The 22,347-nt window shown below is 63.6% G+C and carries 23 protein-coding genes; 10 read left to right on the top strand and 13 right to left on the bottom strand.

What is annotated here, in order from left to right:
- Positions 1-15: 15 nt before the first annotated feature.
- The 6 genes from IB279_RS01655 to IB279_RS01630 all read right to left on the bottom strand — a co-directional run bounded on the left by IB279_RS01655 (position 16) and on the right by IB279_RS01630 (position 4,344).
- A complete protein-coding gene (locus IB279_RS01655) occupies positions 16-630 on the bottom strand; it encodes a glutathione S-transferase family protein (RefSeq protein WP_192338951.1) in 615 nt (204 codons plus the stop codon).
- 107 nt (positions 631-737) lie between these two features.
- Positions 738-1,109, bottom strand: coding sequence for a DUF1801 domain-containing protein (locus tag IB279_RS01650; protein WP_113189520.1), 372 nt, complete (start codon positions 1,107-1,109; stop codon positions 738-740).
- 27 nt (positions 1,110-1,136) lie between these two features.
- Positions 1,137-1,532 carry a DoxX family protein gene (locus IB279_RS01645; protein WP_034797480.1) on the bottom strand — a complete coding sequence of 132 codons (396 nt, stop codon included), beginning with the start codon at positions 1,530-1,532 and terminating at the stop codon, positions 1,137-1,139.
- An 87-nt stretch (positions 1,533-1,619) separates the two neighbouring features.
- Positions 1,620-2,891 (bottom strand): RNA polymerase sigma factor, encoded by a 1,272-nt coding sequence (locus IB279_RS01640; RefSeq protein WP_060608319.1) that lies wholly within the window; start codon positions 2,889-2,891, stop codon positions 1,620-1,622.
- The gene (locus IB279_RS01635) at positions 2,888-3,262 is read right to left on the bottom strand and encodes a YciI family protein (RefSeq protein WP_034797485.1); all 375 of its coding nucleotides are present in this window, start codon (positions 3,260-3,262) and stop codon (positions 2,888-2,890) included. The genes IB279_RS01640 and IB279_RS01635 overlap by 4 nt, the downstream gene beginning before the upstream one ends.
- Positions 3,263-3,384: 122 nt before the next feature.
- On the bottom strand, positions 3,385-4,344 hold the full coding sequence (locus IB279_RS01630) for a DMT family transporter (protein ID WP_246801841.1): 960 nt from the start codon (positions 4,342-4,344) through the stop codon (positions 3,385-3,387).
- Between the two features lie 134 nt (positions 4,345-4,478).
- On the opposite strand from IB279_RS01630, the gene gcvA reads away from it, so the two are divergent.
- Positions 4,479-5,423 carry a transcriptional regulator GcvA gene (gene gcvA / locus IB279_RS01625; RefSeq protein WP_113293146.1) on the top strand — a complete coding sequence of 315 codons (945 nt, stop codon included), beginning with the start codon at positions 4,479-4,481 and terminating at the stop codon, positions 5,421-5,423.
- 51 nt (positions 5,424-5,474) lie between these two features.
- Here gcvA and dnaA read toward each other — a convergent pair whose 3' ends face one another.
- The 4 genes from dnaA to mutM all read right to left on the bottom strand — a co-directional run bounded on the left by dnaA (position 5,475) and on the right by mutM (position 10,231).
- Positions 5,475-6,920, bottom strand: coding sequence for a chromosomal replication initiator protein DnaA (dnaA, locus tag IB279_RS01620; protein WP_060519887.1), 1,446 nt, complete (start codon positions 6,918-6,920; stop codon positions 5,475-5,477).
- A 1,143-nt stretch (positions 6,921-8,063) separates the two neighbouring features.
- Positions 8,064-8,330 carry a 30S ribosomal protein S20 gene (gene rpsT, locus IB279_RS01615; protein ID WP_034797494.1) on the bottom strand — a complete coding sequence of 89 codons (267 nt, stop codon included), beginning with the start codon at positions 8,328-8,330 and terminating at the stop codon, positions 8,064-8,066.
- A gap of 191 nt (positions 8,331-8,521) precedes the next feature.
- Positions 8,522-9,295: an enoyl-CoA hydratase gene (locus IB279_RS01610; RefSeq protein WP_060519737.1), complete on the bottom strand. Its 774-nt coding sequence runs from the start codon at positions 9,293-9,295 to the stop codon at positions 8,522-8,524.
- Between the two features lie 45 nt (positions 9,296-9,340).
- On the bottom strand, positions 9,341-10,231 hold the full coding sequence (gene mutM, locus IB279_RS01605) for a bifunctional DNA-formamidopyrimidine glycosylase/DNA-(apurinic or apyrimidinic site) lyase (RefSeq protein WP_113189518.1): 891 nt from the start codon (positions 10,229-10,231) through the stop codon (positions 9,341-9,343).
- A gap of 172 nt (positions 10,232-10,403) precedes the next feature.
- Here mutM and ubiE point away from each other — a divergent pair, with 172 nt between their 5' ends.
- From ubiE to IB279_RS01580, 5 genes are all read left to right on the top strand, one after another.
- Entirely contained in the window at positions 10,404-11,180 is a 777-nt protein-coding gene (ubiE, locus tag IB279_RS01600; protein WP_034797505.1) for a bifunctional demethylmenaquinone methyltransferase/2-methoxy-6-polyprenyl-1,4-benzoquinol methylase UbiE, read from the top strand.
- 5 nt (positions 11,181-11,185) lie between these two features.
- Entirely contained in the window at positions 11,186-12,760 is a 1,575-nt protein-coding gene (gene ubiB / locus IB279_RS01595) for a 2-polyprenylphenol 6-hydroxylase (RefSeq protein WP_060608328.1), read from the top strand.
- Between the two features lie 222 nt (positions 12,761-12,982).
- Positions 12,983-13,513 carry a GNAT family N-acetyltransferase gene (locus IB279_RS01590; RefSeq protein ID WP_113189517.1) on the top strand — a complete coding sequence of 177 codons (531 nt, stop codon included), beginning with the start codon at positions 12,983-12,985 and terminating at the stop codon, positions 13,511-13,513.
- Between the two features lie 169 nt (positions 13,514-13,682).
- Positions 13,683-13,943, top strand: a complete 261-nt coding sequence (locus IB279_RS01585; protein WP_034797516.1) for a hypothetical protein — start codon at positions 13,683-13,685, stop codon at positions 13,941-13,943.
- Positions 13,944-14,101: 158 nt separating this feature from the next.
- On the top strand, positions 14,102-14,881 hold the full coding sequence (locus IB279_RS01580; RefSeq protein WP_090300971.1) for an SDR family oxidoreductase: 780 nt from the start codon (positions 14,102-14,104) through the stop codon (positions 14,879-14,881).
- 52 nt (positions 14,882-14,933) lie between these two features.
- Here the strand turns inward: IB279_RS01580 and IB279_RS01575 are convergent, their stop codons facing one another.
- Positions 14,934-15,806 (bottom strand): LysR family transcriptional regulator, encoded by an 873-nt coding sequence (locus IB279_RS01575; RefSeq protein ID WP_113189516.1) that lies wholly within the window; start codon positions 15,804-15,806, stop codon positions 14,934-14,936.
- 358 nt (positions 15,807-16,164) lie between these two features.
- Here IB279_RS01575 and IB279_RS01570 point away from each other — a divergent pair, with 358 nt between their 5' ends.
- The 3 genes from IB279_RS01570 to IB279_RS01560 all read left to right on the top strand — a co-directional run bounded on the left by IB279_RS01570 (position 16,165) and on the right by IB279_RS01560 (position 18,722).
- Positions 16,165-16,758 carry an ankyrin repeat domain-containing protein gene (locus IB279_RS01570; protein WP_060608558.1) on the top strand — a complete coding sequence of 198 codons (594 nt, stop codon included), beginning with the start codon at positions 16,165-16,167 and terminating at the stop codon, positions 16,756-16,758.
- Positions 16,759-16,769: 11 nt separating this feature from the next.
- Entirely contained in the window at positions 16,770-17,240 is a 471-nt protein-coding gene (locus IB279_RS01565) for a nucleoside deaminase (RefSeq protein ID WP_112974799.1), read from the top strand.
- A 213-nt stretch (positions 17,241-17,453) separates the two neighbouring features.
- Positions 17,454-18,722 carry an MFS transporter gene (locus IB279_RS01560; protein WP_060519722.1) on the top strand — a complete coding sequence of 423 codons (1,269 nt, stop codon included), beginning with the start codon at positions 17,454-17,456 and terminating at the stop codon, positions 18,720-18,722.
- A 6-nt stretch (positions 18,723-18,728) separates the two neighbouring features.
- Here IB279_RS01560 and IB279_RS01555 read toward each other — a convergent pair whose 3' ends face one another.
- Positions 18,729-19,505, bottom strand: coding sequence for a DUF4239 domain-containing protein (locus IB279_RS01555; protein WP_060519720.1), 777 nt, complete (start codon positions 19,503-19,505; stop codon positions 18,729-18,731).
- Positions 19,506-19,718: 213 nt separating this feature from the next.
- Between IB279_RS01555 and IB279_RS01550 the strand changes: the two genes are divergently transcribed.
- Entirely contained in the window at positions 19,719-20,621 is a 903-nt protein-coding gene (locus IB279_RS01550; RefSeq protein WP_192338949.1) for a cation diffusion facilitator family transporter, read from the top strand.
- Between the two features lie 5 nt (positions 20,622-20,626).
- Here the strand turns inward: IB279_RS01550 and IB279_RS01545 are convergent, their stop codons facing one another.
- Positions 20,627-22,207, bottom strand: coding sequence for an ABC-F family ATP-binding cassette domain-containing protein (locus tag IB279_RS01545; RefSeq protein WP_113187253.1), 1,581 nt, complete (start codon positions 22,205-22,207; stop codon positions 20,627-20,629).
- Between the last annotated feature and the right edge of the window lie 140 nt (positions 22,208-22,347).

Genomic DNA, 22,347 nt, shown 5'->3' with positions numbered 1-22,347 from the left:
TCGCCGGCTACAGACTCAATCGAACGTTTCACCTGACAGCGGCGTGGCCTGCATCGACGGCCGGCCTTCGAATGCATCGAACCAGCGGGTCAGCCTCGGACGGTTGCGAAACGACGGCAGGTTGCGAAACGCCATCCAGGACAGTGCCGTCGCCAGCGCGATCTGCCCGATATCCACGTCTTCCTCGGGCGACAACGTCTGCTCCAGCCAATCGTAGGTCGCCTCGATCTTTTCTTCGTAGCCCTTGGCGAGTTCCGGATAGCGCAGATGTTCGGGGCGCCTCTCCCACTCCCAGCGCAAGCCGATCCCGGTCTGGGCAAGAACCTGCGCCACCGGCTGCATGCGCAGCGCCCGCCATCGAGGTTCGCCGACCTCGGGGATCCGCTTGCGTCCCTCATGCAGCGTATCGAGATAGGCGCAGATGACATCGCTGTCGAAGATCGGCTCTTCGCCCTCACGCAGCAGCACCGGAACCTTGCCGAGCGGGTTTTCGGCATAGACCTCGTCGTTGCGCCGCGTTGGGCTCGTCTCGTGGTGGATGACTTTCAGCCGGTCGGCAAGGCCGATCTCGTGAGCAAAGACAAGCGCCTTGCGGGCGAAGGGAGAGTGGGTTTGATAGTAGAGGATCATGGCTGCCTCGCGGGATCTGGCGTGAATTCCTGTTCCCGTGAAGAGATATTGCATCGCAGCCGATAAAGGCGCTCTGTTTCTTCGGCCACGATGCAAGTTTGTTTCGTCTAGGCGGCTTTCATCGGATCGCCCTTCAGCCGGTTGAGCTCGATGCCCCTAGCCACCAGCCGGGCGACCTGAGCGTCGTCCACGTCATCGGTGGTGCGCAGGCGAATATAGGCCATGTCGCCCTTGCCGCCGCCCTTCTCCAGGCGTGCGTCGAGATCGAGCATCTCGGCGCCACGCCAGAAACCGAAGGTCACGTAATCCTTTGCCCCCTTGAGCAGACAGACCGCGCCGCCGGCCTCATAGATGGGATGGCCCCATTTGACGGCGTCAGTGAGCGCGCCTGTGGCCAGGAGGGCACCATGCAGGCGCTTCGCCACGTCGGCCGGGACACCGGAGAGGCCGGCAATGTAGTCGTTGACTGTTTTGGTCATGGTCGTCTTTCGATCGCTCCGTTTCTGTCAGTTGCTGAAGGGAATGAGGGCGCGCAGCCGCGGATCCCGAAGCCAGAGGCCGCCCCAGGCGATCACGCCGAGATAGAAGCCGAAAAGCAGATGGGTGAAGAGCGGGCTGCCGGCCCGCAGATGCGTCGCCATCGCCCCGCCGAGATAGCCGGTGAGCAGAATGGCGCCGAGGATCGAGGTGCGCGGGATCACATAGAGCACCGTGCACAACAATGTGAGAATGCCGAGCAGCCGCGCCAGACCCTGGTCGGCGGAATAGCCGAGCGCGACCATGGTTTCGGTGACGACGGCAAGCGGCACGAGCTTGATGACGGCATCGAAAATCAGGAAGGCGACTAGCACGCCGCTGAGGAAGCGGCCGAGGATGATCGACTTTGCCGTCGGGGCGGGCATAACAAGGCTGGTGGTCACTGATTTCTCTCCTTGGATTTCGTTCTCGGTCCAAGGACGAAAGCGCATGAGGGATCCCGACAGGCACCGTCAGATTTTTCTTTCGGAGATCTCGATACCAGGCGTTTCATCGAGCTTGTCGAGCTGCATGCGGATGTAAGCGCATTCGGCCGCGTTGGTCGCAAGCGCAATCGCATGGTCGAAGGCCACACGCGCCTCGCGGACCTTGCCGAGCTGCTTCAGGAGATGGCCGCTCAAGCCATGGAAATAGAAATAGCCGGAGAGCTTTTCCGCCAAGGGCGCGATCATCGCCAGCGCGGCTTCCGGCCCCTGACGCTTCGAAACCGCCACTGCGCGATTGAGCGTGATCACCGGAGAGGGCTGCAGCCGCTCGAGCGCCTGGTAGAGCAGGTCGATCTGCGCCCAGTCGGTCTCATCCGCACGCTCGGCGCGGGCATGCAGCGCCGCGATCGCCGCCTGGATCTGGTAGGCGCCCGGTTGGCGGTACTGCATCGCCCTGTCGATCAGCGCCAAGGCCTCGTCGATCAGCGAGCGGTCCCACAGGCTGCGGTCCTGGTCATCAAGCAGGATGACGGCGCCATCGGCGTCGAAGCGGGCGCGCGCCCGCGAATGCTGGATCATCATGAGCGCCGTCAGCCCCTTTATCTCCGGCTCGGCCGGGAAAAGCTGAAGCAGCAGGCGTCCGAGCCGGATCGCCTCCTGGCACAGGTCGGCCGAGACGCTTTCCGGGCCGTTCATCGCCGAATAGCCCTCGTTGAAGACGAGGTAGATCATCGTGGCGACGGCGGCGAGCCGATCTGACCGGTCGGCCGCATCCGGGGTCTCGAAGGCAAGGCCGGCGGCCGCGACACGCGACTTGGCCCGCGTGATCCGCTGTTCCATCGCCGCCTCGCTGACGAGGAAGGCGCGGGCGATCTGCTTGACCGAAAGGCCCGAGACGATGCGCAGCGCCAGCGCGATCTGCTGCGTTGCCGGCAGCGCCGGATTGCTGCAGACGAACAGCAGGCGAAGAATGTCGTCGCGATAGTGGGAGCCGTCGAGCTGGTCGGCGAGCGCGCCCTCCTGATCCTCGAGGTCGGAAAGAATTTCCTCCGGCGGCAGCGCCGTTTCGCGGGACTGGCGGCGCACCTTGTCGATGCCGCTGTTGCGGCCGACGAAGATCAGCCAGGCGGCAGGGTCGCGCGGCGGGCCGCTCTTCGGCCAGGTCTTCAAAGCCCGGATACAGGCCTCCTGAAACGCTTCTTCGGCAGTGTCGAGGTTGCGGAAATAGCGCAACAGCGCGCCCACGGCCTGCGGCCGGGCCGAAACGAGAGCGAGGTCTATCCAGGCTGTGTCTGTCATGAAGCAAGCTCACTGGGTTTGTAGATGGCAAGAGGACGGATTTCATAGGAGCCGGCGGCCGGATTGGCAGAACTCAGATCACGGGCGAACTCGAGCGCATCATCGAGAGACGCACAGTCGATGACATAGAAACCGAGCAGTTGCTCTTTCGTCTCGGCAAACGGGCCATCGATTACGATCGTCTCGCTGTGACTGTGCCGGAGCGTCGTCGCCGCCGTCGTCGGCATCAAGCGCGCCACCGGCCCAAGCCGGCCTGCCTCCGCATATTTGCTCTGTACGGCCAACAGATCATGCATGACTTTTTCGTCCTGCTCCTTGGTCCAGGCGTTCGTGACATCTTCTTGATTGTAGCAAAACACGGCGTAAAGCATCGGAACTCCAGCTCCTGAAACAAAGACGGTGGCGGCAAGCAATAGCCGACAACCCGGATGAAAAAAACAGGGCCGGTGGTGCTTTCGCCCACCGGCCCGCAATGCGTGCAAATCAGAAATGCTCAAGCGTTGTCGCGGCACTCTAACTTGGTGTCGATGGCCGGCCGGGAAAAGAGGCGCAGAAGCCGCCCGTCGATCGCCGCCAGACCGGCCGCGATCAAGGTCATGCCCAGGAAGTGCTTGGGTTCCAGCGTTTCGCCGAGGAACAAAGCGCCAAGCAGGATGGCGCTGACCGGGATCAGGAAGGTCACCAACATCAGGTTTGTGACACCGGCCGTTTCCAGGATGCGGAAGAACAGGACGTAAGCGAGCGCCGTGGAAATCAGCGCGATGCCGACGATCGCCGCCCAGACGTCGAAGCCGGGCATCGGAAGCGTCCAGGGATGATTGATCAGCAGCGACAGCGGGACCAGCATGATGCTTGCGGCCGAGACCTGACCGGTCGCCGTCACGATCGGCACCACGCCCATGCGCTTGAAGCGGCGGGCAAAGACACCGGCGAGCGCATAGGAGAGCGCTGCGCCAAGCACTGCGACCTGGGCAAGCAGGTTCGAACCAAGGCCACCGAGCGCCGCCGGACCAATCATCATCGCGACCCCGAGGAAGCCGACGACGACGCCTGCAAACCGGTTGGCTGTCAGCTTCTCGTCATCGGTCAGGAGATGCGCGACGATCACGCCGAACAGCGGCGTGGTGGCGTTGAGGATCGAGGCAAGGCCGCTTGCGATATGCGTCTGCCCCCAGACGATCAGCGAGAAAGGGATGAGATTGTTGAGCAGCCCCATCCCGAAGAAGGCCAGCCAAACGCGCGGGTCGCGCGGCATCGACAGTCCCATCAGTCGAACGAAGGCGAGCAGCGCGAGCGCCGCGAGACTGACGCGGAGCGCCACGATCGTGACTGGAGGCAACGCCTTGACGGCGACGCCGATGAAGAAGAAGGAGCCGCCCCACAGAATGGAGAGCAGGATCAACATGCCCCATTCCCGGGCGCCCATGACCTTGGCCTGCGTTGCTTGTGTCATTGCCTTAACCCTCGTTTGTTTGTCAGGCTAAACCGTGATGGCATCGACCATCTTGACTTTGTGCCATTATTCTCAGGATATTGAGCTTCGAACAAACGATCATTTCTCGCAGCATGATTGAGTTTGGCTAAACCATGTCGACATACCTTCCTTCGCTTGCCTCGCTTCGCGCCTTCGAGGCCACCGCGCGACATCTAAGCGTTACCAAGGCCGCGCAAGAACTGAACGTGACGCCTGGCGCCGTCAGCCTGCAGGTGCGCGAACTGGAGCAGGCGTTAGCAGTGACGCTGTTTGAGCGCCGGCCGAGACAGTTGGCGCTGACGGAGGACGGCAGCACCTATTTCGCAACGCTCAGGCGCGCGTTCCGAATGATGCGCGAGGCGACCGAGGAACTGACGGCGCGCAAGCGTGCGCCGGTGCTGACGGTCAGCTGCACGCCCACCTTTGCCGCGCAATGGCTGGTGCCGCGCATCGGCGCCTTCGAGTTACAGGTGCCCGGCATCGACGTGCGCATCAGCACCACCAATCGGCTGACCGACTTCAACAGCGATGGGGTCGACATCGCCATCCGTCATGGGCTTGGCCGCTATGACGGTCTTGTGAGCGAACGATTGATCGATGACGACCCGGTGCCGGTGCTTCACCCGGCCCTACGGGCCAGGAACCCACTCGACATGCCGGGTGAGCTTGCCGCGCATGTGCTCTTGCACGACGTCCATCGTCAGGATTGGAGGCTGTGGCTGGATGCGGCGGGCGCCGACGGGGTGGACGCCGGGCGAGGGCCGGTCTTCGTCAACAGCAACGGCGCGATCGAGGCGGCCAAGGCCGGCGACGGCGTTGCATTGGTGCGCCTGTCGCTGGTCACGCGCGAGCTTGCGGAGGGTGTGCTGGAAGCCCCCTTCCCTGAGGGCGTGATGACCGGGCTTGCCTACCATCTCGTCTACCCGCCGGCCGCACTCGACCGCCCGCCGGTCACGGCCTTTCGCGCCTGGATCATCGAACAGGCACGAGCCGAGCAGGGTGTGGGGAATGCGGCGACCAAGCGTCCGCGGCGGCCGGCACTGAAAGCGGTCCGGTAACATAAAAGAGCCCGGGCGAACCCGGGCTTTTTTTGCGGCAATGCGCCTCGACTATTCGTTGATCAGGCGCTTCAGCAGCTCGATCTCATGGCTGAGCTTGGTGTCGCCCGAAATCAGCTCCTCGATCTTGCGCACGGCGTGCAGCACGGTCGTGTGGTCGCGTCCGCCGAAGCGACGGCCGATCTCCGGGAAGGAGCGCGGCGTCAGCGTCTTCGACAGATACATCGCGATCTGGCGCGGCTTGACGATGACACGGGTGCGGCGGTTGGAGACGAGCTCCTGGCGCGAGACGTTGTAGTGCTTGGCGACGACGCGCTGGATGTCCTCGATGCGCACGCGGCGGGGTTCGCCGGCGTTGACGAGGTGGCCGAGCAATTCATCGACGCGCTCGAGCGAGAGCTGCGGCTCGAAGGAGCGGCGGAACAGGAGCTGGTTGAAGGCACCTTCCAGTTCGCGGCCGCTGGCGGTCACGTTGCGTGCCACATGGCTCAGGATTTCGCCGGGAATGTCGAGCGAACCGTCGTCCTGACGGGCCGTGTCCAGGCGGCGCTTCAGCATTTCCAGGCGCATGTCGTAGTCCGGGCCGTCCATCTCGATGGCGACGCCGCCCTGGAGACGCGAACGAACGCGGCTGTCGAGCGATTCCAGTTCCCACGGTGCGCGGTCGGCTGCGACGACGACCTGCTTGGCGGAATCGAGCAGCATGTTCAGCAGGTGGCAAAACTCATGCTGGATCGACTTGCCCTGCAGGAACTGCATGTCGTCGATGATCAGGAGATCGATGTTGCGCAGCGACTCCTTCAAGGACAGCGCGTCGTTGTCGCGGATCGCGGTGGCGAAACGCCACATGAAGTATTCGGCCGTCAGGTAGACGACGCGCGGCGCACGCGCGCTCTGCAGCGCCTGGATGGCGATCGCCTGCAGAAGGTGCGTCTTGCCGAGACCGACGCTCGAATGGATGAAGAGCGGGTTGAACCGCACCGCACCGGCGCCGGCTTCCGCAATCGTCCGGGCGGCGGCAAGCGCCACGCGGTTCGAGGAACCCTCGACGAAGTTTTCGAAATTGTAGCGCTGGTCGAGCGGCGAGCCGAAGAGCGGCGCCTGGGTCGGCCTCTGCATGCTTGCGACAGTCGCCGCGGCAACGGTTGCCACCGGCTGGGCTGCGGCCGGACGGCGCGCGGGCTGAGCCGGAGCTGCTTCTGCCGCCTGCGGCAGCGCTTCTTCCTGGGTGGTCGGACGGGCGCCACGGGTTGCCGTGCGCACCAGGATCTCGATCTTCATGATCTCGCCGTCTTCCTGCTGGAAGATCGAGGTGATGAGGTCAAGATAACGGTTGTTGATCCAGGACTTCAGGAACGTGGTCGGCACCGAAAGGCGCACAACGCTCTTGGATACGGAATGGAGCTTCAGACGCCCAAACCAGCTTGCAAAGACATCCGGACCGACTTGAGCTTTGAGACGCGCACTTACCCGCTCAAACAGTGCGTCGTGCCTCATGTCGGTTTTTTCCCCCGCCGCCTGAGATAGATTGCTTCCGGCTTGAAATGCGTCTCCTTCTTTCTGAAGTGCGCCCGCCGTCACCAAATTCATCTGCATTTTGCCGCCTTCCAATTCATGTTCAGATGCCGTCATCGCTGCCGGCCTCATCTCTTATGTCCGCCGCCCGCGGCGCCCGTATGGGCCATGCCGCTTTCGCCGAACGTCACAGTCGCAGACGACGCCGGGCTCCTCATCTCCCGCCTCGCTGCGCGCTACGCGCACCCACCTGCCCTGCTGGGCCGGAGGATGTCCCCTCGCGCCTCTCGTCAACAATCCCTTCGACGCGCTCCCGCGCCGTACCGGATCCTCCTCCTCGTCAACAGCTCGTCGCACCCTCGTACGAAGCGATGAGCCGCGCGTTGGACCTTGGCCTCGCGTCGGGCGCCGCTTGCACCCTCCATCGAGGCCTCCTGCATGTTTCCTTTGTCGTAGCCGATCAAAGGGCAAGACAGGCAGCCGTCAAAGCGCCGCAGCGACCTCTAGGCGTCCGACCGGACGCAGGTGCTGCAGATGGCCGCCTCACAATCACAGGACGAAAGTTTCCCGTCCGGAGTGGTATGAACCATCCGGTTTTTTCACCTTCGACTTGTCTGATTGAACGACGCGGAGCCGCCCTGATACAAAGGACAGAAACATCGAAACCATTTCTTCGAAATGGCCTCTTTTGCTTCTTTTTACAGATGTGGTCCGTGTCCCCTGTGGAGGGCATTTAGGCAGGATCGATGGGCAAGATCAATCGCGATTTTTACGCAACCTTAAGCGCTGGCCGTTGACTCTCCGGCCGCCATTTGCTTGCCGCATTCCGAGTCCGAGAAGAATCCCTGTTGAATCAAGGGTTTTGATTTTTCGCTCTTTGCTTAGCTGGCGAAAAAGAAAAAAAATAAAAATTCGCTTGACTCAGAATGGGCCGAACGGACCCCCAGTCAGAGACATCCTTTTGATAAGGACCTCTCACAAGCCATTGAAATAATTATATAAATCTTGTCATCGCACTGACATAAGCCCAAGCCGCCAGATTAACCATCGCGATGACAGAAGTATGAATCCGAAAAGCCCGGCGCAAGGGCCGGGCTCTCGATTAACAGATTTTTCTTAGCCGGATTAGGCCGAAAGCGACTTTACGCGCTGTGCAAGACGCGAAACCTTGCGCGATGCAGTGTTGGCGTGCAGGACGCCCTTGGTGGCTGCGCGCATCAGCTCGGGCTGAGCTGCCTTGAGCGCTGCGGCTGCAACTGCCTGGTCGCCGGTTGCAATCGCTTCTTCAACCTTGCGGATGAAGTTGCGAACGCGCGAACGACGGGCCTTGTTCACTGCGGTGCGGCGTGCGATCTTGCGGGTCGCCTTTTTCGCCGAAGTTGTATTGGCCATTTGTGCCTCTCTTCGAAAACTGACATGAACTCCGCCCCTCGCCGTGCCGGGTCACTGCGACCTGTCATCAAAGCAATTCGGGAGTATTTCCGGAAAGCCCAGAATGGCGTTCCAAACTGAGGGCGGCGTATAGCGGGAAACCGCCGCCCCGTCAACGCGCAATTTCCAGAATCTGCGCGCCGTGCTCTGGGCTAGCGATGTTTGAACTCCGGTTTGCGCTTGGCAACGAAGGCGGCCATGCCTTCCTTCTGGTCTTCGGTCGCAAACAGCGAGTGGAAGAGCCGACGCTCGAAACGCAGGCCTTCGGCAAGCGTCAGCTCCAGCGAGCGGCTTACGGCCTCCTTGGCCATCATCACCGCGGGCAGCGAGAAGGAGGCGATCTTCTCGGCAGCAGTGAGCACTTCCTCCATCAATTTCTCCGGCGCCACCACACGCGAAACGAGTCCCGCGCGTTCGGCCTCGGCCGCATCCATCATCCGGCCGGTCAGCACCAGGTCCATGGCCTTCGCCTTGCCGACGGCGCGCGTCAGGCGCTGGGAGCCGCCCATGCCGGGAATGACGCCGAGGGTGATTTCCGGCTGGCCGAACTTCGCGGTCTCGGACGCAATGATGAAGTCGCACATCATCGCCAGCTCGCAGCCGCCGCCAAGCGCGTAGCCGGAAACGGCAGCGATCAAAGGCTTGCGAGCTGCCGCCACCTGATCCCAGCCGCCGATGAAGTCGCCGAGATAGCTGTCGACGAAATCGAGCGTCTGCATCTCCTTGATGTCGGCACCAGCGGCAAACGCCTTCTCCGAGCCGGCGAGGACCACGGCGCCGATCTCCTTGTCGGCGTCGAAGGCCTTCAGCGCCGCGGCAAGCTCGCGCATCACGGTCGAGTTCAGCGCATTCAGCGCCTGCGGACGATTGAGCGTCACCAGGCCGACGCGGCCGCGTGTTTCGACCAGCAGCGTTTCGTAGGTCATTTCTGTTTCCTCCGGTTCATCACCAGACCACTCAGGGACTGGCGTTCATTTCTGGCAGTGCGGGCAATAGAAGGTTGAGCGTCCCGCCTGCACGATGCGGGCGACCGTACCGTCGCAGCCGGTCGTGCGACAAGCCTGTCCTTCGCGGTCATAGACGGAGAAAGAGTGCTGGAAGTAGCCGAGCGAGCCGTCAGCCTGGATATGGTCCTTCAGCGACGATCCGCCGGCGGCTATGGCATCGGCGATGACCTCGCGGATCGCATCCGTCAGGCGCACGAGCCCCTCCTTCGGCTTGCCGCGCTTGTCGACGAGCGCGCCGGCCGGTTTCAGCGGCGACAGGTGCGAGCGCCAGAGCGCCTCGCAGACATAGATATTGCCGAGACCGGCGATGTTCTTCTGGTCAAGCAACGCCGCCTTCAGCGGTTGGGCCTTGCCGGAAAAGCGTGCGGCGAGATAGGCGGCATCGAGCACGTTGCCGGTCGGCTCCTCGCCGAGCGCGCGGAAATAGGCGTGGCTCGCCACCGTGTCGCGGCGAGCAAGGTCCATGAAGCCGAAGCGGCGCGGGTCGTTGTAGATCACCCGCACCGGGCCTTGCGCACCGTCGAGATGGAAGATGACGTGATCGTGCTTTTCATCCTTGCCGCGCGGATGGTGGAATTCGCCGGGCGTTGTTGCCGCCGGCCCCACCTCGATGCGGAAGGAACCGGACATGCCCAGATGGGCGATGATCACGTCACCGGCTTCCAGATCGATCATCAGATACTTGGCGCGGCGCGACAGCGAGACGATGCGCTGGCCGGCAACGGTCGAGGAGAAATTCTCCGGGAAGGGAAACCTCAGATCCGGCCGGCGCAATTCCGCATTCACGAGCAGCGCGCCTTCCATGGTCGGCGCGAGGCCGCGCTTGACGGTTTCGACCTCGGGCAACTCCGGCATGAACGCACTCCTTCGATCTCAGCCACCGGATGCGGTGGTTGGCATTTCCTTGGCGGCCTTCTTATCCTATAGGGGTGCGCTATGCCGCAGCCGCAGTCCCGCCCACGAGATAGCGTGTGACGGGCCTTTTCGCTATGGTGCCGGAAAAATTGGTTCAGGTGGAGTTCTTCGTATGACGGATCAGCGCGTATCGGCCGATGGCGGCATGGAAACATCTTTCGGTTTCCGCAACGTCGGCACGGGCGAGAAGCAGCCGCTCGTCAACGACGTCTTCCACAAGGTGGCCAAGCGTTACGACATCATGAACGACGTGATGTCGGCCGGCCTGCACCGCGCCTGGAAGGATGCGATGATCGCGGCCCTCAACCCGCCACGCCGCGAGGGCTACAGGACGCTCGACGTTGCCGGCGGCACCGGCGATATCGCCTTCCGCATCATCGAAGCCTCCGACCGCAAGGCGCATTCGACGGTGCTCGACATCAACGGCTCGATGCTGGCCGTCGGCGCCGAGCGGGCCGAGAAGAAGAAGCTCTCCGCCAACCTCGATTTCGTCGAGGCCAATGCCGAGGACCTGCCTTTCGAGGCCAATACCTTCGACGCCTATACGATTGCCTTCGGCATCCGCAACGTGCCGCGCATCGACGTGGCGCTGAAGGAGGCATACCGGGTGCTGAAGCGCGGCGGCCGGTTGCTCGTGCTGGAGTTCTCCGAAGTGGAAATGCCGCTGCTCGACCGCTTCTATGATGCCTGGTCGTTCAACGCGATCCCGAAGTTCGGCAAGCTGATCACCGGCGATGAAGCGCCCTACCAGTATCTGGTGGAATCGATCCGCAAGTTTCCGAACCAGAAGGACTTCGCGACGATGATCAAGGAAGCGGGCTTCTCGCGCGTCTCCTTCACCAATTACACCGGCGGCATCGCAGCGCTGCATTCCGGCTGGAAAATCTGATCCCGATGAGCACGCCTGGAGCATATATCCGCCTCGCGCGGATCGGCTGGGTTCTCGTGCGCGAAGGCGTCGTCTCGGCCGTCCCGACGGAGCACCTGCCACCCTTTGCCCGTTTCGCCCAGAAGGCGGCCGGACTTTTGGCGCGGCGCAGAGTGCCGGGAGAGGAGCGTAGCGACCGGCTGTCGCGCGCCGTCGCCCGGCTCGGCCCCTCCTATGTGAAGATCGGCCAGTTCCTCGCAACCCGCCCCGACGTCGTTGGCGCGGAGTTTGCCGCAGACCTGTCGCTGTTGCAGGACCGCATGGCGACCTTCCCGCAGAACGAGGCGAAGGCCGCGATCGAGGGATCACTCGGCCGGACGGTCGACGATCTCTATGCCGAGTTTTCCGAGCCGATGGCCGCGGCCTCGATCGCTCAGGTGCACCCGGCGATCGTGATGCGCGACAGCGGCCCTGAGAAGGTCGCGGTCAAGGTCATCCGTCCCGGCGTGCGGCAACGCTTCGCCTCCGACATCGAGGCGATGTATCTCGTCAGCCACATGCAGGAGCGTTTCCTGCCCTACACCCGCCGGCTGAAGCCGGTCGAGGTGACCAAGACGCTGGAACAGACGACGAAGATCGAGATGGATCTTCGTCTGGAGGCGGCCGCCCTTTCCGAGCTTGGCGAGAACACCAAGGACGATTCCGGCTTCCGCGTGCCGAAGGTCGACTGGGAGCGGACCGGGCGCGACGTCGTCACCATGGAGTGGATCGACGGCGTCAAGATGTCGGACATCGAGGGCTTGAAGGCCGCAGGCCACGACCTCAACCTTCTAGCCGAAGTGCTGATCCAGTCCTTCCTGCGCCACACGCTGCGCGACGGCTTCTTTCATGCCGACATGCATCAGGGCAATCTCTTCGTCGACGATGCCGGCCATATCGTCGCCGTCGACATGGGCATCGTCGGCCGTCTCGGCAAGAAGGAACGCCGGTTCCTGGCCGAGATCCTCTTCGGCTTCATCACCCGCGACTACCAGCGCGTGGCCGACGTGCATTTCGAGGCGGGCTATGTGCCTTCGCACCACGATGCTGCGAGTTTCGCCCAGGCGATCCGCGCGATCGGCGAGCCGATCCACGGCCAGCCGGCCGAAACCATTTCGATGGCGAAGCTGCTCACGTTGCTCTTCGAGGTCACTGAGCTCTTCGACATGCAGACCCGCCCCGAGCTCGTCATGCTGCAGAAGACCATGGTGGTCGTTGAAGGGGTGGCTCGCACGCTCAATCCGCGCTTCAACATGTGGAAGGCCTCCGAGCCGGTCGTCGGCAAGTGGATCCGCGACAATCTCGGACCGAAGCGCATCGTCACCGATTTGCGCGACGGCCTGCATGCCGCACTCAGGCTGGCTGAAGCCGCGCCCGAAATCGCCGCCCGCACGGAGAAGTTTTCGAGCGAGATCATGGCGATGAGCGAAAACGGTCTGCGCTTCGACGCCGAGACCGCGCATGCGATCGGCAAGGCGGAAGCGAAACACACGCGCTCCGGCCGCATCGCGCTGTGGCTCATCGCCGCCACGCTCGTCTATATCGCCTGGCAGGTGACCTGATCCCGCCCGCGCCCGAACCGGCGCGGCGGGCTTGTCTTTCTACCCACGCTTGCTATCCTTCCCGCATGGATAATCGCTCTATTCTCACCATGGTGCTTTGCACGCATACCCCAAGGGTGTGCGGGAGACCTGTTGCGCTGACTTAAGCGAAATGTCCCCCACCAACCCTGCCGAGGCGAGCAGGGTTGGGACCTGTTTCCTCGGAACCAAAGAGAGGAAACAATGACCGACGCAAACGACCCTTCAGATATCAACATCCGCGCGGCCCGCGTCGTCGATTTCGAAGCGATCGCGGCGCTGATGAGCCAGCCGGGCATCCGCTCGGGCACGCTGCGCCAGCCGTTCGCCACCCCGGAACAGACACGCAAGTGGTTGGAGAGCCTCTCGGACGACAGCGTCGTCATCGTCGCCGAGCGCGCCGACCGGATCCTCGGCATGGCCGGACTGCATCGCAGCAAGGGGCGCCGGCATCATTCCGCGGCCCTTGGGATCAGCGTCGACGACACCCATCGCGGCGAGGGCATCGGTAAGGCGCTGCTGACCGCTCTGATCGACGCCGCCGATAACTGGCTCGGCATCAGCCGCATCGAGCTTACGGTCTTTACCGACAACGAGCCCGCGATCGCGCTCTACCGCAAGGCCGGCTTCGAGATGGAGGGTACGCACCGGGCCTATGCGCTGAGGAACGGTGTGCTGGCCGACGTGTTCGCGATGGCCCGCATTCGTGAACCTGCGGCGCCGAAGGCCGCTTGAAGGCCGCAACGGCCGGCAACCGGCACGGACTGTGGCCGGCCGATCGCGGTTCAGCGCAACCGCCGGCAGCATCCTGTTCCATCCGGAACTGCGAATATCTCGGCTTCATGCGACTTTCGTCTCATGGATGACAAAGGTTCATCCCAACCCATCCGGAGGAGAGATCATCATGCGCAAGTTCATCGTCGCAGCCGCTGTCGCCATTACCGCTGCCATCTCCTTTGCAGCACCTTCGCAGGCCGGTGGCATTTCGATCGGCTTCGGCAACGGCTACTACGGTCATGGCTGGAGCGGCCGTGTCGGCTACGTCGGCAGCTATTATGGCGGACCCTACTACTACGAGGACGAACCCTATTGCTTCCTTAAGACGGTGAAGCGCTACGACAGCTACGGCAACCGCTACTACAAGAAAATCCGCATCTGCCGCTAAGCGACAGAATGAGGGAGGGCGCTTGAGAGCCCGGCCGCGGTGCGGCCGGGCTTTTGCATTCCGACATCCACTGACGTCAAAACGATTCCGCTGCGAGAAAATCTGGTGTAGCTCGGATGCCAAGCCATTCTGAATTCCGCAATCGAGGAGGGTCGGTCATGGATCTTGGTATCGCTGGAAAACGTGCGCTGGTGCTTGGCGGCAGCAAGGGGCTGGGGCGCGGTATTGCCGAGACTCTCGCCGGCGAAGGCGTCATCGTGGCGCTGACCGGCCGCGACGCGACATCGGCGGCCAAGGTGGCAGGCGACATCAGCCCTTCGGCGCGCGGCTACGCCCTCGACCTCTCGAAGCCCGAAAGCCTCGATGGCCTGCTGGACCAGCTCGAAGCCGATTTCGGCGCGATCGACATTCTGGTGCTGAATGGCGGCGGGCCGCCGCCCTCACCTGCCTCGGTCATCGAACCGGACTTCTGGCGGGCGCAATTCGAGACCATGGTGCTGGCCGGCATGCGCATCGCCGGCCGGCTGCTGCCCGGCATGCGGGAACGCCAGTTCGGGCGCATCATCGCCGTCGCCTCCACCAGTATCCGCGAACCGATCGTCGGGCTCACCGCGTCGAATGCGCTCAGAAGTGCGGTTGCCGGCTGGCTGAAGACGCTCGCCGGCGAGGTCGCTGCCGACGGCGTGACCGTGAACCTGCTTCTGCCCGGAAGGCTTGCCACAGACCGCACGCTCAGCTTCGACCGGATGGACGCCGAAAGCGAAGGGCTCGATATCGAGACGGTCGCAGCCCGCAGCCAACGCGACATCCCGATCGGCCGCTACGGCACGCCGGCGGAATTCGGGGCGGCCGCAGCCTTCCTCGCGGGCCGTCAGGCAAGCTACATCACCGGCGTGGCGCTGCCCATCGATGGCGGCCTCAGCCGCTCGATGCTCTGATACCGTTCTGGACATTTCCGCCGACGGATTGGGGTGAGCTACGAAGGCGAGGTCATACCTCGTCCCGACTGTCATCGCCGATGAGCGCCGAGAGGTCTTCGGCAAGCTGCGTGACCAGCGCGCCGGCCTCGGGCCGGTAATAGAGGGCGATCTCCATCGTCTCGATCATCGGCAGTCCTTGCTGCGGCCCCACCGTCCGGTGCCGGTCGTGGACGACGCGGGCCGGCAGCAGGCTGATGCCCAGCCCATCGGCGACCGCCGACTGAATGCTGGCGAGGCTGGAACTGGTATAACTCACGCGCCAGCGTCGCCCTGAGGCATCCAGTGCCGCCACCATGTCGTCGCGATAGAGGCCGCGCGGCGGAAAGACGACGAGCGGCAGAGGATCGAGCGCCAGAACAGGATGGGCGGCGCTGTCGATCCAGCACAGGCTTTCCTGCCACTGTTTCACGGCATCGCCCGTGACGCGGCGCTGCTTGACGACGACGATATCGAGCTCGCCGCGATCATAGAGCGACCGCAGCTCGCGGCTGAGCCCGCTCGTCACTTCGAGTCTGACGTTCTCGTGGCGGCGGGCAAAGGCCGCGAGTGTGCTGGTCGTGCGGCCGGCGGCAAAGTCTTCGGGCAGGCCGAGGCGCAGCGTCGCGGCAACCGATGCGCCCGAGAGAATCTGCCGCACTTCCGCGTCCAGCGCCAGCATGCGCCGCGCGTAGCCGATCAACTGCTCGCCCGCTTCCGTCAGGCGGACCTGGCGATGGCTGCGCTCGAGCAGCCGATGGCCGGCCTGCTCTTCCAGCCGCAGGACTTTCTGGCTGACGGTCGACTGGGTGGAATTGAGCCGGCCGGCCGCAGCGGTGAAACCGCCGCAATCGGCCACCGCCGCGAAGGCTTTCAGCAGATCCAGATCGAAAGGTTGAGCATTCATATTTCCGCTTGATAGCATTCATACATTTAATTTCCAAATGAATGCGGCACTGCCTATGGTCGCACACGGGAGGGCCACGCCGGGCGCGGGAGAGGTTCGGCGACGACGCGTGTCTTGCGCCCTTGAAAAGGTCACGGATCGGCTCAAGTAAGCACGAGATTGCGATGAGCAAGAGCGGCACGGATGGAGCCCTTTCGAGGTTTCCTCGTCCGCTCTTAACCGGAACCATTGCGATCGACCGACCCATTCGGCCGGCCCGCATGATCGGAAAGAACAAATGCGACCAAGACTTTTCGGCTCGCTGATCGGCGCATCCATTGCCGCCTTCAGCCTTGCACCTCAAACCGTGGGGGCCTCGATGCTTGAAAACCAGCTGATCTCCGCCGCCGAGACCGGCGATCCAGACAAGGTCAAGGCGCTGCTCAAGGAAGGCGCGAGCATCGAAGCGCGCGACGCCAGCGGTGCGACGGCGCTGCTCGCCGCCACCCATGAAAATCGCGTCGATGCGGCGCGTGCCCTGATCGAGGCCGGCGCCGACGTCAACGCCAAGGACAAGATCCAGGACAGCCCCTATCTCTATGCCGGCGCGCGTGGGCATCTCGACATCCTGAAGTTGACGCTTGCCAATGGCGCCGACCTTAAGAGCACCAACCGCTATGGCGGAACGGCGCTGATCCCGGCCGCCGAGCGCGGCCATGTCGAGACCGTCAAGACCTTGATCGAAGCCGGCATCGACGTCGATCACGTCAACCGCCTCGGCTGGACCGCGCTGCTCGAAGCCATCATCCTCGGCAGTGGCGGTGAAAAGCACACCGAGATCGTACGCCTGCTGATCAAGGCCGGCGCCGACGTGAACCTTGCCGATGGCGAGGGTGTCAGCCCGCTGACCCATGCCCGCCAGCGCGGCTATGGCAAGATCGAGAGGCTGCTGGCCGACGCCGGCGCACGCTAGAAAGAACTCTCATGACCCAGGAACAGACCTATCTGGCCGAGGCAGTAACGCTTGCCCGCCGCAACATCGAGAAAGGCGGACGCCCCTTCGGCGCCGTCGTCGTCAAGGATGGCGAGATCGTCGGTCGCGGCGTCAACGAGATGCTGTCATCCGGCGACCCCACCTCGCATGCGGAACTGAACGCGTTGCGTTCCGCCGCCCAAAACCTTCGTTCCCCGCGGCTCGAAGGCGCCGCCGTCTATGCCAGCGGCCAGCCCTGCCCGATGTGCCTGGCGGCCATGCGCATGGCCGGGATCACCGAGATCGCCTATGCGAACTCGAATGCCGACGCCGAACCCTTTGGCCTCTCGACCGCAGCGATCTATGCGGAACTGGCAAAACCGCTCGCCGAGCAGGCGATGCGCTTCCGCCATGTGCCGATCGACGATGCCGAAACGACACCGCTTTACGCCGCCTGGCAAGAGCGCCAGGCCAAGGCTTGAGTCGTCGGGCCAACGCCCGGCCATCACGTTGCGAATAGCCCCGAGGCGGCCGACGGCCGCCTCGGGGCTATTCTGTTCATGCCGGGCCCCATTGGGAATCGACGCCCCCTTGCCGAACACACGTGCCGGCTGTAATCGCATAGGCGTTTCTTCCTTTTGCGCCGCCCCATCCCTTAAGGAGACCGGGCGGTTTCCAGCCAGCAGGTGCCTGTGATGACTGCCTATTCCGAAAAAGCCGGCCGCTTCGTCGCGCTGCTTCTCATCGCGGGCTCCGGTGTGGTGACGATCGCCAAGGGCATGAGCCTGACCTTCCTTGCAATCCGCCTCCAGCGTGACTTCGGCCTCAACCCTGCCAGCATCGGCGCGTTGATCGGTGTGGGTCCGCTGCTCGGCGCGATCGTCAGCCCCTTCGCCGGCACGCTCTCCGATCGGATTGGCCGAAAAGGCGTGTTGACCGTCGCACTCTTCATGGCCGGACTGGCGCTGGCCGGGCTCGGACTGGCACAATCGATCGCCGCCTTCGCGCTGGCCCACATCGTTTCCGCCGTTGCCGCCGCCGTTTTTGAACCGGTCGCGCGCGCCTTGATGAGCGATGCGGCGCCTGAACATCTGCGCCTCAAGGTTTTCTCCTGGCGTTATCTCGCCATAAATGCCGGCTGGGCGATCGGGCCATTGATCGGCGTATGGGTCGGCGCTGCCTATGTGACGCTTTTCGTCATCGCGGGCGTCATCCACGCAGCCTTCGGTCTCGTACTCTTGCTCACGGTACCGGAGGCCAGCAGCAGGCAGGCTATCGAAGCCGAACGAACGTCAGGGAGTGCCGGTGGCTGGCGCGGACTTGTCGCCGCCTTGCGTGACCGGCGCCTGGTCTTCTTCGTCGTCGGCGGCACGCTGCTTCTCGCCGTTCACGGTCAGTGGTCCGTGACCCTGTCGCAGTATCTCAATACCGGCTTTGAGGACGGCGTCACGCTTTTTGCGCTGCTGGTTTCGACCAACGCGGTAACGGTGCTGGTCGCCAGCACGCCGGCCCGCTTCGTCATCGAACGGATCGGCGCCCTGCACGCGCTGTCGCTTGGCAGCCTGCTGTTCCTGATCGGCGAAATCGGCTTTGCCGCCTCGTCCGGAATGGAAATGCTCGTCGCCTCGATGATCCTTTTCACCATAGGCGAGGTGCTGGTCGTGCCGTCGGAATATGTGCTGGTCGACGGAATTTCGAACGCCGGCAACCGCGGCACCTATTTCGGTGCCCATTCGCTCTCGACGTTTGGAAACTTCCTCGGGCCGCTCACCGGCGGCCTTGCGCTTGGCGCCGTCGGCGGCGCCGGCATGTTCCTGCTGTTCGGGGCATTTGCGGCGGCAGGTGCGCTTCTGTTTGCGATCGGCCATTCCATGCCGCCGCCGCGTCCTGAGGCTGCGCGCACCACAGCGCTCGACGATGGCGCCGCCACGGGAGACCTGCTGCGGCTGGGGCAGTTCGCTTGAGACCGGTTATCCGCCGGTCGCGGGCGACGCGTTGATCTGCTCCTGTACCCGTTCGAGTGGCCCCGGCGCCAGTGCTGCCGGCGGCTGATACGGATTGGAGAAGGCGTAGATCAGGAACAGGATGATGCCGGTATAGGCGCCGAAGAGGCAGAGCAGCAGCAGGTTCCGTCGCCTCGGCGGATAGGCATAGTAGGCGAGCGCGATGAAGATCACGCCGGAGAGTGCCGCGAACCAGAAGATGCTGTCGATCGAGTCCGCGACGTTGCTTTCCCGCTTGGTTCGGCTCTGCGAAACGTCGTGCAGCCGCTCCAGCATCTGGCTGCGCAGGCTCTCCTGACGCTTGTCGGCCGGCACGAGGTTCAGCACATGCTGGTAGGCCTTGTCCCAGAACGCCCAGGCCTCATTTGAAAGACGGCCCTTGTCGGCCAATGATTGCCACTCGCCGTCGATCACCTGGGACACGTAGGCGGAGATCGCCTGCTGGATCGGTGCCTTGAAGCCTTCACCGTAGCGTGCGGCATCATAGTAGATGTCGGCGATAGCGCCGGCTTCGGTCGCCATTTCGTATTTGAGCTGCTGGTACTCGACCATCTCCTGCGCGAACACGAGCGCAAGGATCAGGCCATGCAGTGCCGAGATCCGGAAGATGACCGAACTGGCCAGCTCCTTTTCATGGCCCTCGGCCTCGCCGCCCATGATCAGCCGCATCAGGAAGTACGCAGCAAGCGTCAGTGCGACCGTGCCACACACGAAGAGTGCACCGAGCAGCATCTCGACGATCATGTTCCCTCCACAGCCCATTCTCCTGCCGCAGGCCTTCGTCAATTCTGAGCCCACGACCGGCGAAAGACAACTGCACGCCCCGAACCAGTCCCTGGGCGGCTGTCTTGCGGCTGGCCGAAACGCTATGCTTGCAGCGCCATCCGCCCGTCTTGCCACCATTTCGACACTGCCAACGCCTACGCACCCCACCAAAACCGGAGTAATAACAAGATCATGAGTGCGCCAAGCGAACAGACAGTCCTCAAACAATCGATCGCGGCCACCGTGGTCGTCGGGGTGACGGGCGTTATCTTCGGTCTGCTATCGGGCTCGGTTTCCATCGTGTTCGACGGTGTCTTCTCGGCCGTCGACGCCTCCATGACCCTGCTTGCGCTTGGCGTGACGCAGCTGATCCCGAAGCCGAGCAAGCGCTTCCAGATGGGCTTCTGGCACATCGAACCGATGGTGCTGCTCTTCAATGCCGGCCTTCTGACCCTGCTTTCCTTCTACGCGATGGTGAACGCCGTCGGCTCCATTCTGTCGGGCGGCAATCACCTCGCCTTCGACTGGGCGATCGCCTATGCCGCCGTCGTCGTGGTGATCTGCGCCTTCATGTTCTTCTATGTACGCCGGGCGAACCGGCCGATCGGCTCGGAGTTCCTGGCGCTCGACGTGCGCGCCTGGGCGATGTCCGGCGCGATTACCTCCGCCCTGCTCGTCGCCTTTGCGATCGCCGCCGCCTTGAAGGGAACGGCCTACGAGTACGTCACGCCCTATGTCGACCCGGCGATCCTGATCGTGCTGACGCTCTGCCTGATCCCGCTGCCGATCCGCACGGTCTTCCAGGCGCTGAAGGAGATCTTCCTCGTCGCACCCGCCGAGCTTGACGAGCGCGTGCGGCAGGCAGCGGCGAACGCCGTCACACGCCACGGCTTTGCCGATTACCGCACCTATGTCGCCAAGGTCGGGCGCTCCAGGACGATCGAGGTCTATCTGATCGGAACGCCCGAAACCAAATTCGGCACGCTCGCCGAACTCGACCGGATCCGCGCCGAGATCGGCGAGGAGATCGGTGATCCCGGCCATGACCGTTGGCTGACGATCGCCTTTACCGGCGACGCGCGCTGGGCGGAATAGTCCCGTCAGGAAAGTTCGATCCGCCTGGTGATGCCGATCGCCTCCAGGAAGGCCCGGTCGTGGCTGACGACGAGCAGCGCGCCGTCATAGGCCCTGAGCCCCGCCTCGACCGCCTCGATGGAATCGATATCCAGATGGTTGGTCGGCTCGTCGAGGATCAGGAGCTGCGGCGGATTGCGACCACCGAGCACGCAGGCCAGACCGGCGCGCAGTATCTGTCCCCCGCTGAGGCTCGAGACCATCTGAAGCGCAGCGTCGGCCCGGAACATGAAACGCGCGAGCGCTGCCCGGCAATCGTTCTCGCTGGCATCAGGGTTGAGACCCCGAAAATTGTCGCGGATAGAGAGCGCGGGATCGAGCAGGCTTACCTTTTGGTCGAGCATGGCGTGATCGACGAGCAGGCGCACGCTGCCGGACCATGGCTGCAGATCACCCGTCAGCAGCGACAGCAGGGTCGTCTTGCCCGAACCGTTGCGGCCGGTAAGCGCAACGCGCTCCGGCCCGACGATCGAGAGCGACAGCCGGTCGACGATCGGCTTCTCCCGTTCATAGCCGACGCCGACGTTATCGACCTGCAGGACGCTGCGACCGGCAGGCAGTCCGGTCGGCGGCAGGCGAACAGTCAGCGGCTGCAGGATTTCGATGCGCTCGCGCGCTTCGACGAGATCGCCGACCGCCTGGTCCCGTCGCCGTTCCGCAAGGCGGGCATTGTCGCCGCCGGTCTTTTCGCTCCGCTCCTTCCTGGCATCGAGCAAGAGCAGCGGTTCGTCGCCCTTGGCGCGCTTGCGGCGGCCGGCGCCATCCTTGCGCGCCTTGCGTTCGGCCGTCTCCTGGGTCTTGCGCTCGACCTCGGCCAGACGCCGCTCGGCATCGGCGAGATCGTGGCGAGCAGACGCCAGCTCGATCGCCTTGCGTTCACGATAGTGGCTCCAATTGCCGCCGTAGGTGGTGGCGCCGAGCGTGGTCAGTTCGACGATTGCGTCCATCTCTTCCAGGAGTTCGCGATCATGGCTGACGACGATGGCGCCGCCGCGCCAGCCCGCCATCAGCGCAGCGACGGCCGCCCGCCCCTCGCGGTCGAGATTGTTGGTGGGTTCGTCGAGCAGGATGAAGTCCGGCTCCTTGAAGACGAGCGCGGCAAGCTTCACGCGGGTCATCTGCCCGCCGGACAAGGCGGCAAGGCGCGTTTCCGCCGAAGCGTCCAGACCGACGCGCGCCAGCGCTTCCTCCATGCGGGCCTCCAGCGTCCAGTCGGCGGAAGCCAGCTCGTCCATGGTGGCGCCCCCCTCTTCTGCTTTCTGCAGAACCGCAAGCGCGTCGGTGACGCCGAAGAGATTGGCGACGGTCTCGTCGGCCGCGACCTGAACGGTCTGGCTGAGCACGCCGAGGCTACCGACGACGCTGACCTTGCCGGCCTGCGGCGCCAGCGATCCCTCGACCAGTCGCAGCAGGGTGGATTTTCCCACGCCATTGCGACCGACAAGGCCGGTGCGAACGGGACCAAAGCTCAGGTCGAGATCGGAAAGGAGGCTTCGGCCCTCAGGCGTGGACCACGAAATACGGGAGAGTGAAATCGAAGCAGGCATGGATACGGTTTTCCCTGATGGCAAGACGGTTCGGCTTGGCGGTCAGGGTGAAATCCATCGATGCGTGTATCCTGTTCAAATTTCTATCGCGGTCATAGATAGCATCGAATGCGCCCGTTTCAAGGCAGGCCCTTCGATAC

The organism is Ensifer sp. ENS06 (assembly GCF_014852205.1).
Lineage (GTDB): Bacteria > Pseudomonadota > Alphaproteobacteria > Rhizobiales > Rhizobiaceae > Ensifer > Ensifer adhaerens.
This window is presented reverse-complemented; position numbering and strand designations above follow the sequence as displayed.

Coding starts and splice junctions, on each gene's coding strand:
- IB279_RS01645 (WP_034797480.1), bottom strand. CDS start 1,532: ATGCCCGCCCCGACGGCAAAGTCGATCATCCTCGGCCGCTTCCTCAGC.
- IB279_RS01590 (WP_113189517.1), top strand. CDS start 12,983: ATGACCGACGCAAACGACCCTTCAGATATCAACATCCGCGCGGCCCGC.
- IB279_RS01550 (WP_192338949.1), top strand. CDS start 19,719: ATGAGTGCGCCAAGCGAACAGACAGTCCTCAAACAATCGATCGCGGCC.
- IB279_RS01630 (WP_246801841.1), bottom strand. CDS start 4,344: ATGACACAAGCAACGCAGGCCAAGGTCATGGGCGCCCGGGAATGGGGC.
- rpsT (WP_034797494.1), bottom strand. CDS start 8,330: ATGGCCAATACAACTTCGGCGAAAAAGGCGACCCGCAAGATCGCACGC.
- ubiE (WP_034797505.1), top strand. CDS start 10,404: ATGACGGATCAGCGCGTATCGGCCGATGGCGGCATGGAAACATCTTTC.
- IB279_RS01565 (WP_112974799.1), top strand. CDS start 16,770: ATGACCCAGGAACAGACCTATCTGGCCGAGGCAGTAACGCTTGCCCGC.
- IB279_RS01545 (WP_113187253.1), bottom strand. CDS start 22,207: ATGCCTGCTTCGATTTCACTCTCCCGTATTTCGTGGTCCACGCCTGAG.
- IB279_RS01575 (WP_113189516.1), bottom strand. CDS start 15,806: ATGAATGCTCAACCTTTCGATCTGGATCTGCTGAAAGCCTTCGCGGCG.
- IB279_RS01650 (WP_113189520.1), bottom strand. CDS start 1,109: ATGACCAAAACAGTCAACGACTACATTGCCGGCCTCTCCGGTGTCCCG.
- IB279_RS01610 (WP_060519737.1), bottom strand. CDS start 9,295: ATGACCTACGAAACGCTGCTGGTCGAAACACGCGGCCGCGTCGGCCTG.
- IB279_RS01635 (WP_034797485.1), bottom strand. CDS start 3,262: ATGCTTTACGCCGTGTTTTGCTACAATCAAGAAGATGTCACGAACGCC.
- IB279_RS01570 (WP_060608558.1), top strand. CDS start 16,165: ATGCTTGAAAACCAGCTGATCTCCGCCGCCGAGACCGGCGATCCAGAC.
- ubiB (WP_060608328.1), top strand. CDS start 11,186: ATGAGCACGCCTGGAGCATATATCCGCCTCGCGCGGATCGGCTGGGTT.
- IB279_RS01655 (WP_192338951.1), bottom strand. CDS start 630: ATGATCCTCTACTATCAAACCCACTCTCCCTTCGCCCGCAAGGCGCTT.
- IB279_RS01585 (WP_034797516.1), top strand. CDS start 13,683: ATGCGCAAGTTCATCGTCGCAGCCGCTGTCGCCATTACCGCTGCCATC.
- mutM (WP_113189518.1), bottom strand. CDS start 10,231: ATGCCGGAGTTGCCCGAGGTCGAAACCGTCAAGCGCGGCCTCGCGCCG.
- dnaA (WP_060519887.1), bottom strand. CDS start 6,920: ATGAGGCACGACGCACTGTTTGAGCGGGTAAGTGCGCGTCTCAAAGCT.
- IB279_RS01580 (WP_090300971.1), top strand. CDS start 14,102: ATGGATCTTGGTATCGCTGGAAAACGTGCGCTGGTGCTTGGCGGCAGC.
- gcvA (WP_113293146.1), top strand. CDS start 4,479: ATGTCGACATACCTTCCTTCGCTTGCCTCGCTTCGCGCCTTCGAGGCC.
- IB279_RS01560 (WP_060519722.1), top strand. CDS start 17,454: ATGACTGCCTATTCCGAAAAAGCCGGCCGCTTCGTCGCGCTGCTTCTC.
- IB279_RS01555 (WP_060519720.1), bottom strand. CDS start 19,505: ATGATCGTCGAGATGCTGCTCGGTGCACTCTTCGTGTGTGGCACGGTC.
- IB279_RS01640 (WP_060608319.1), bottom strand. CDS start 2,891: ATGACAGACACAGCCTGGATAGACCTCGCTCTCGTTTCGGCCCGGCCG.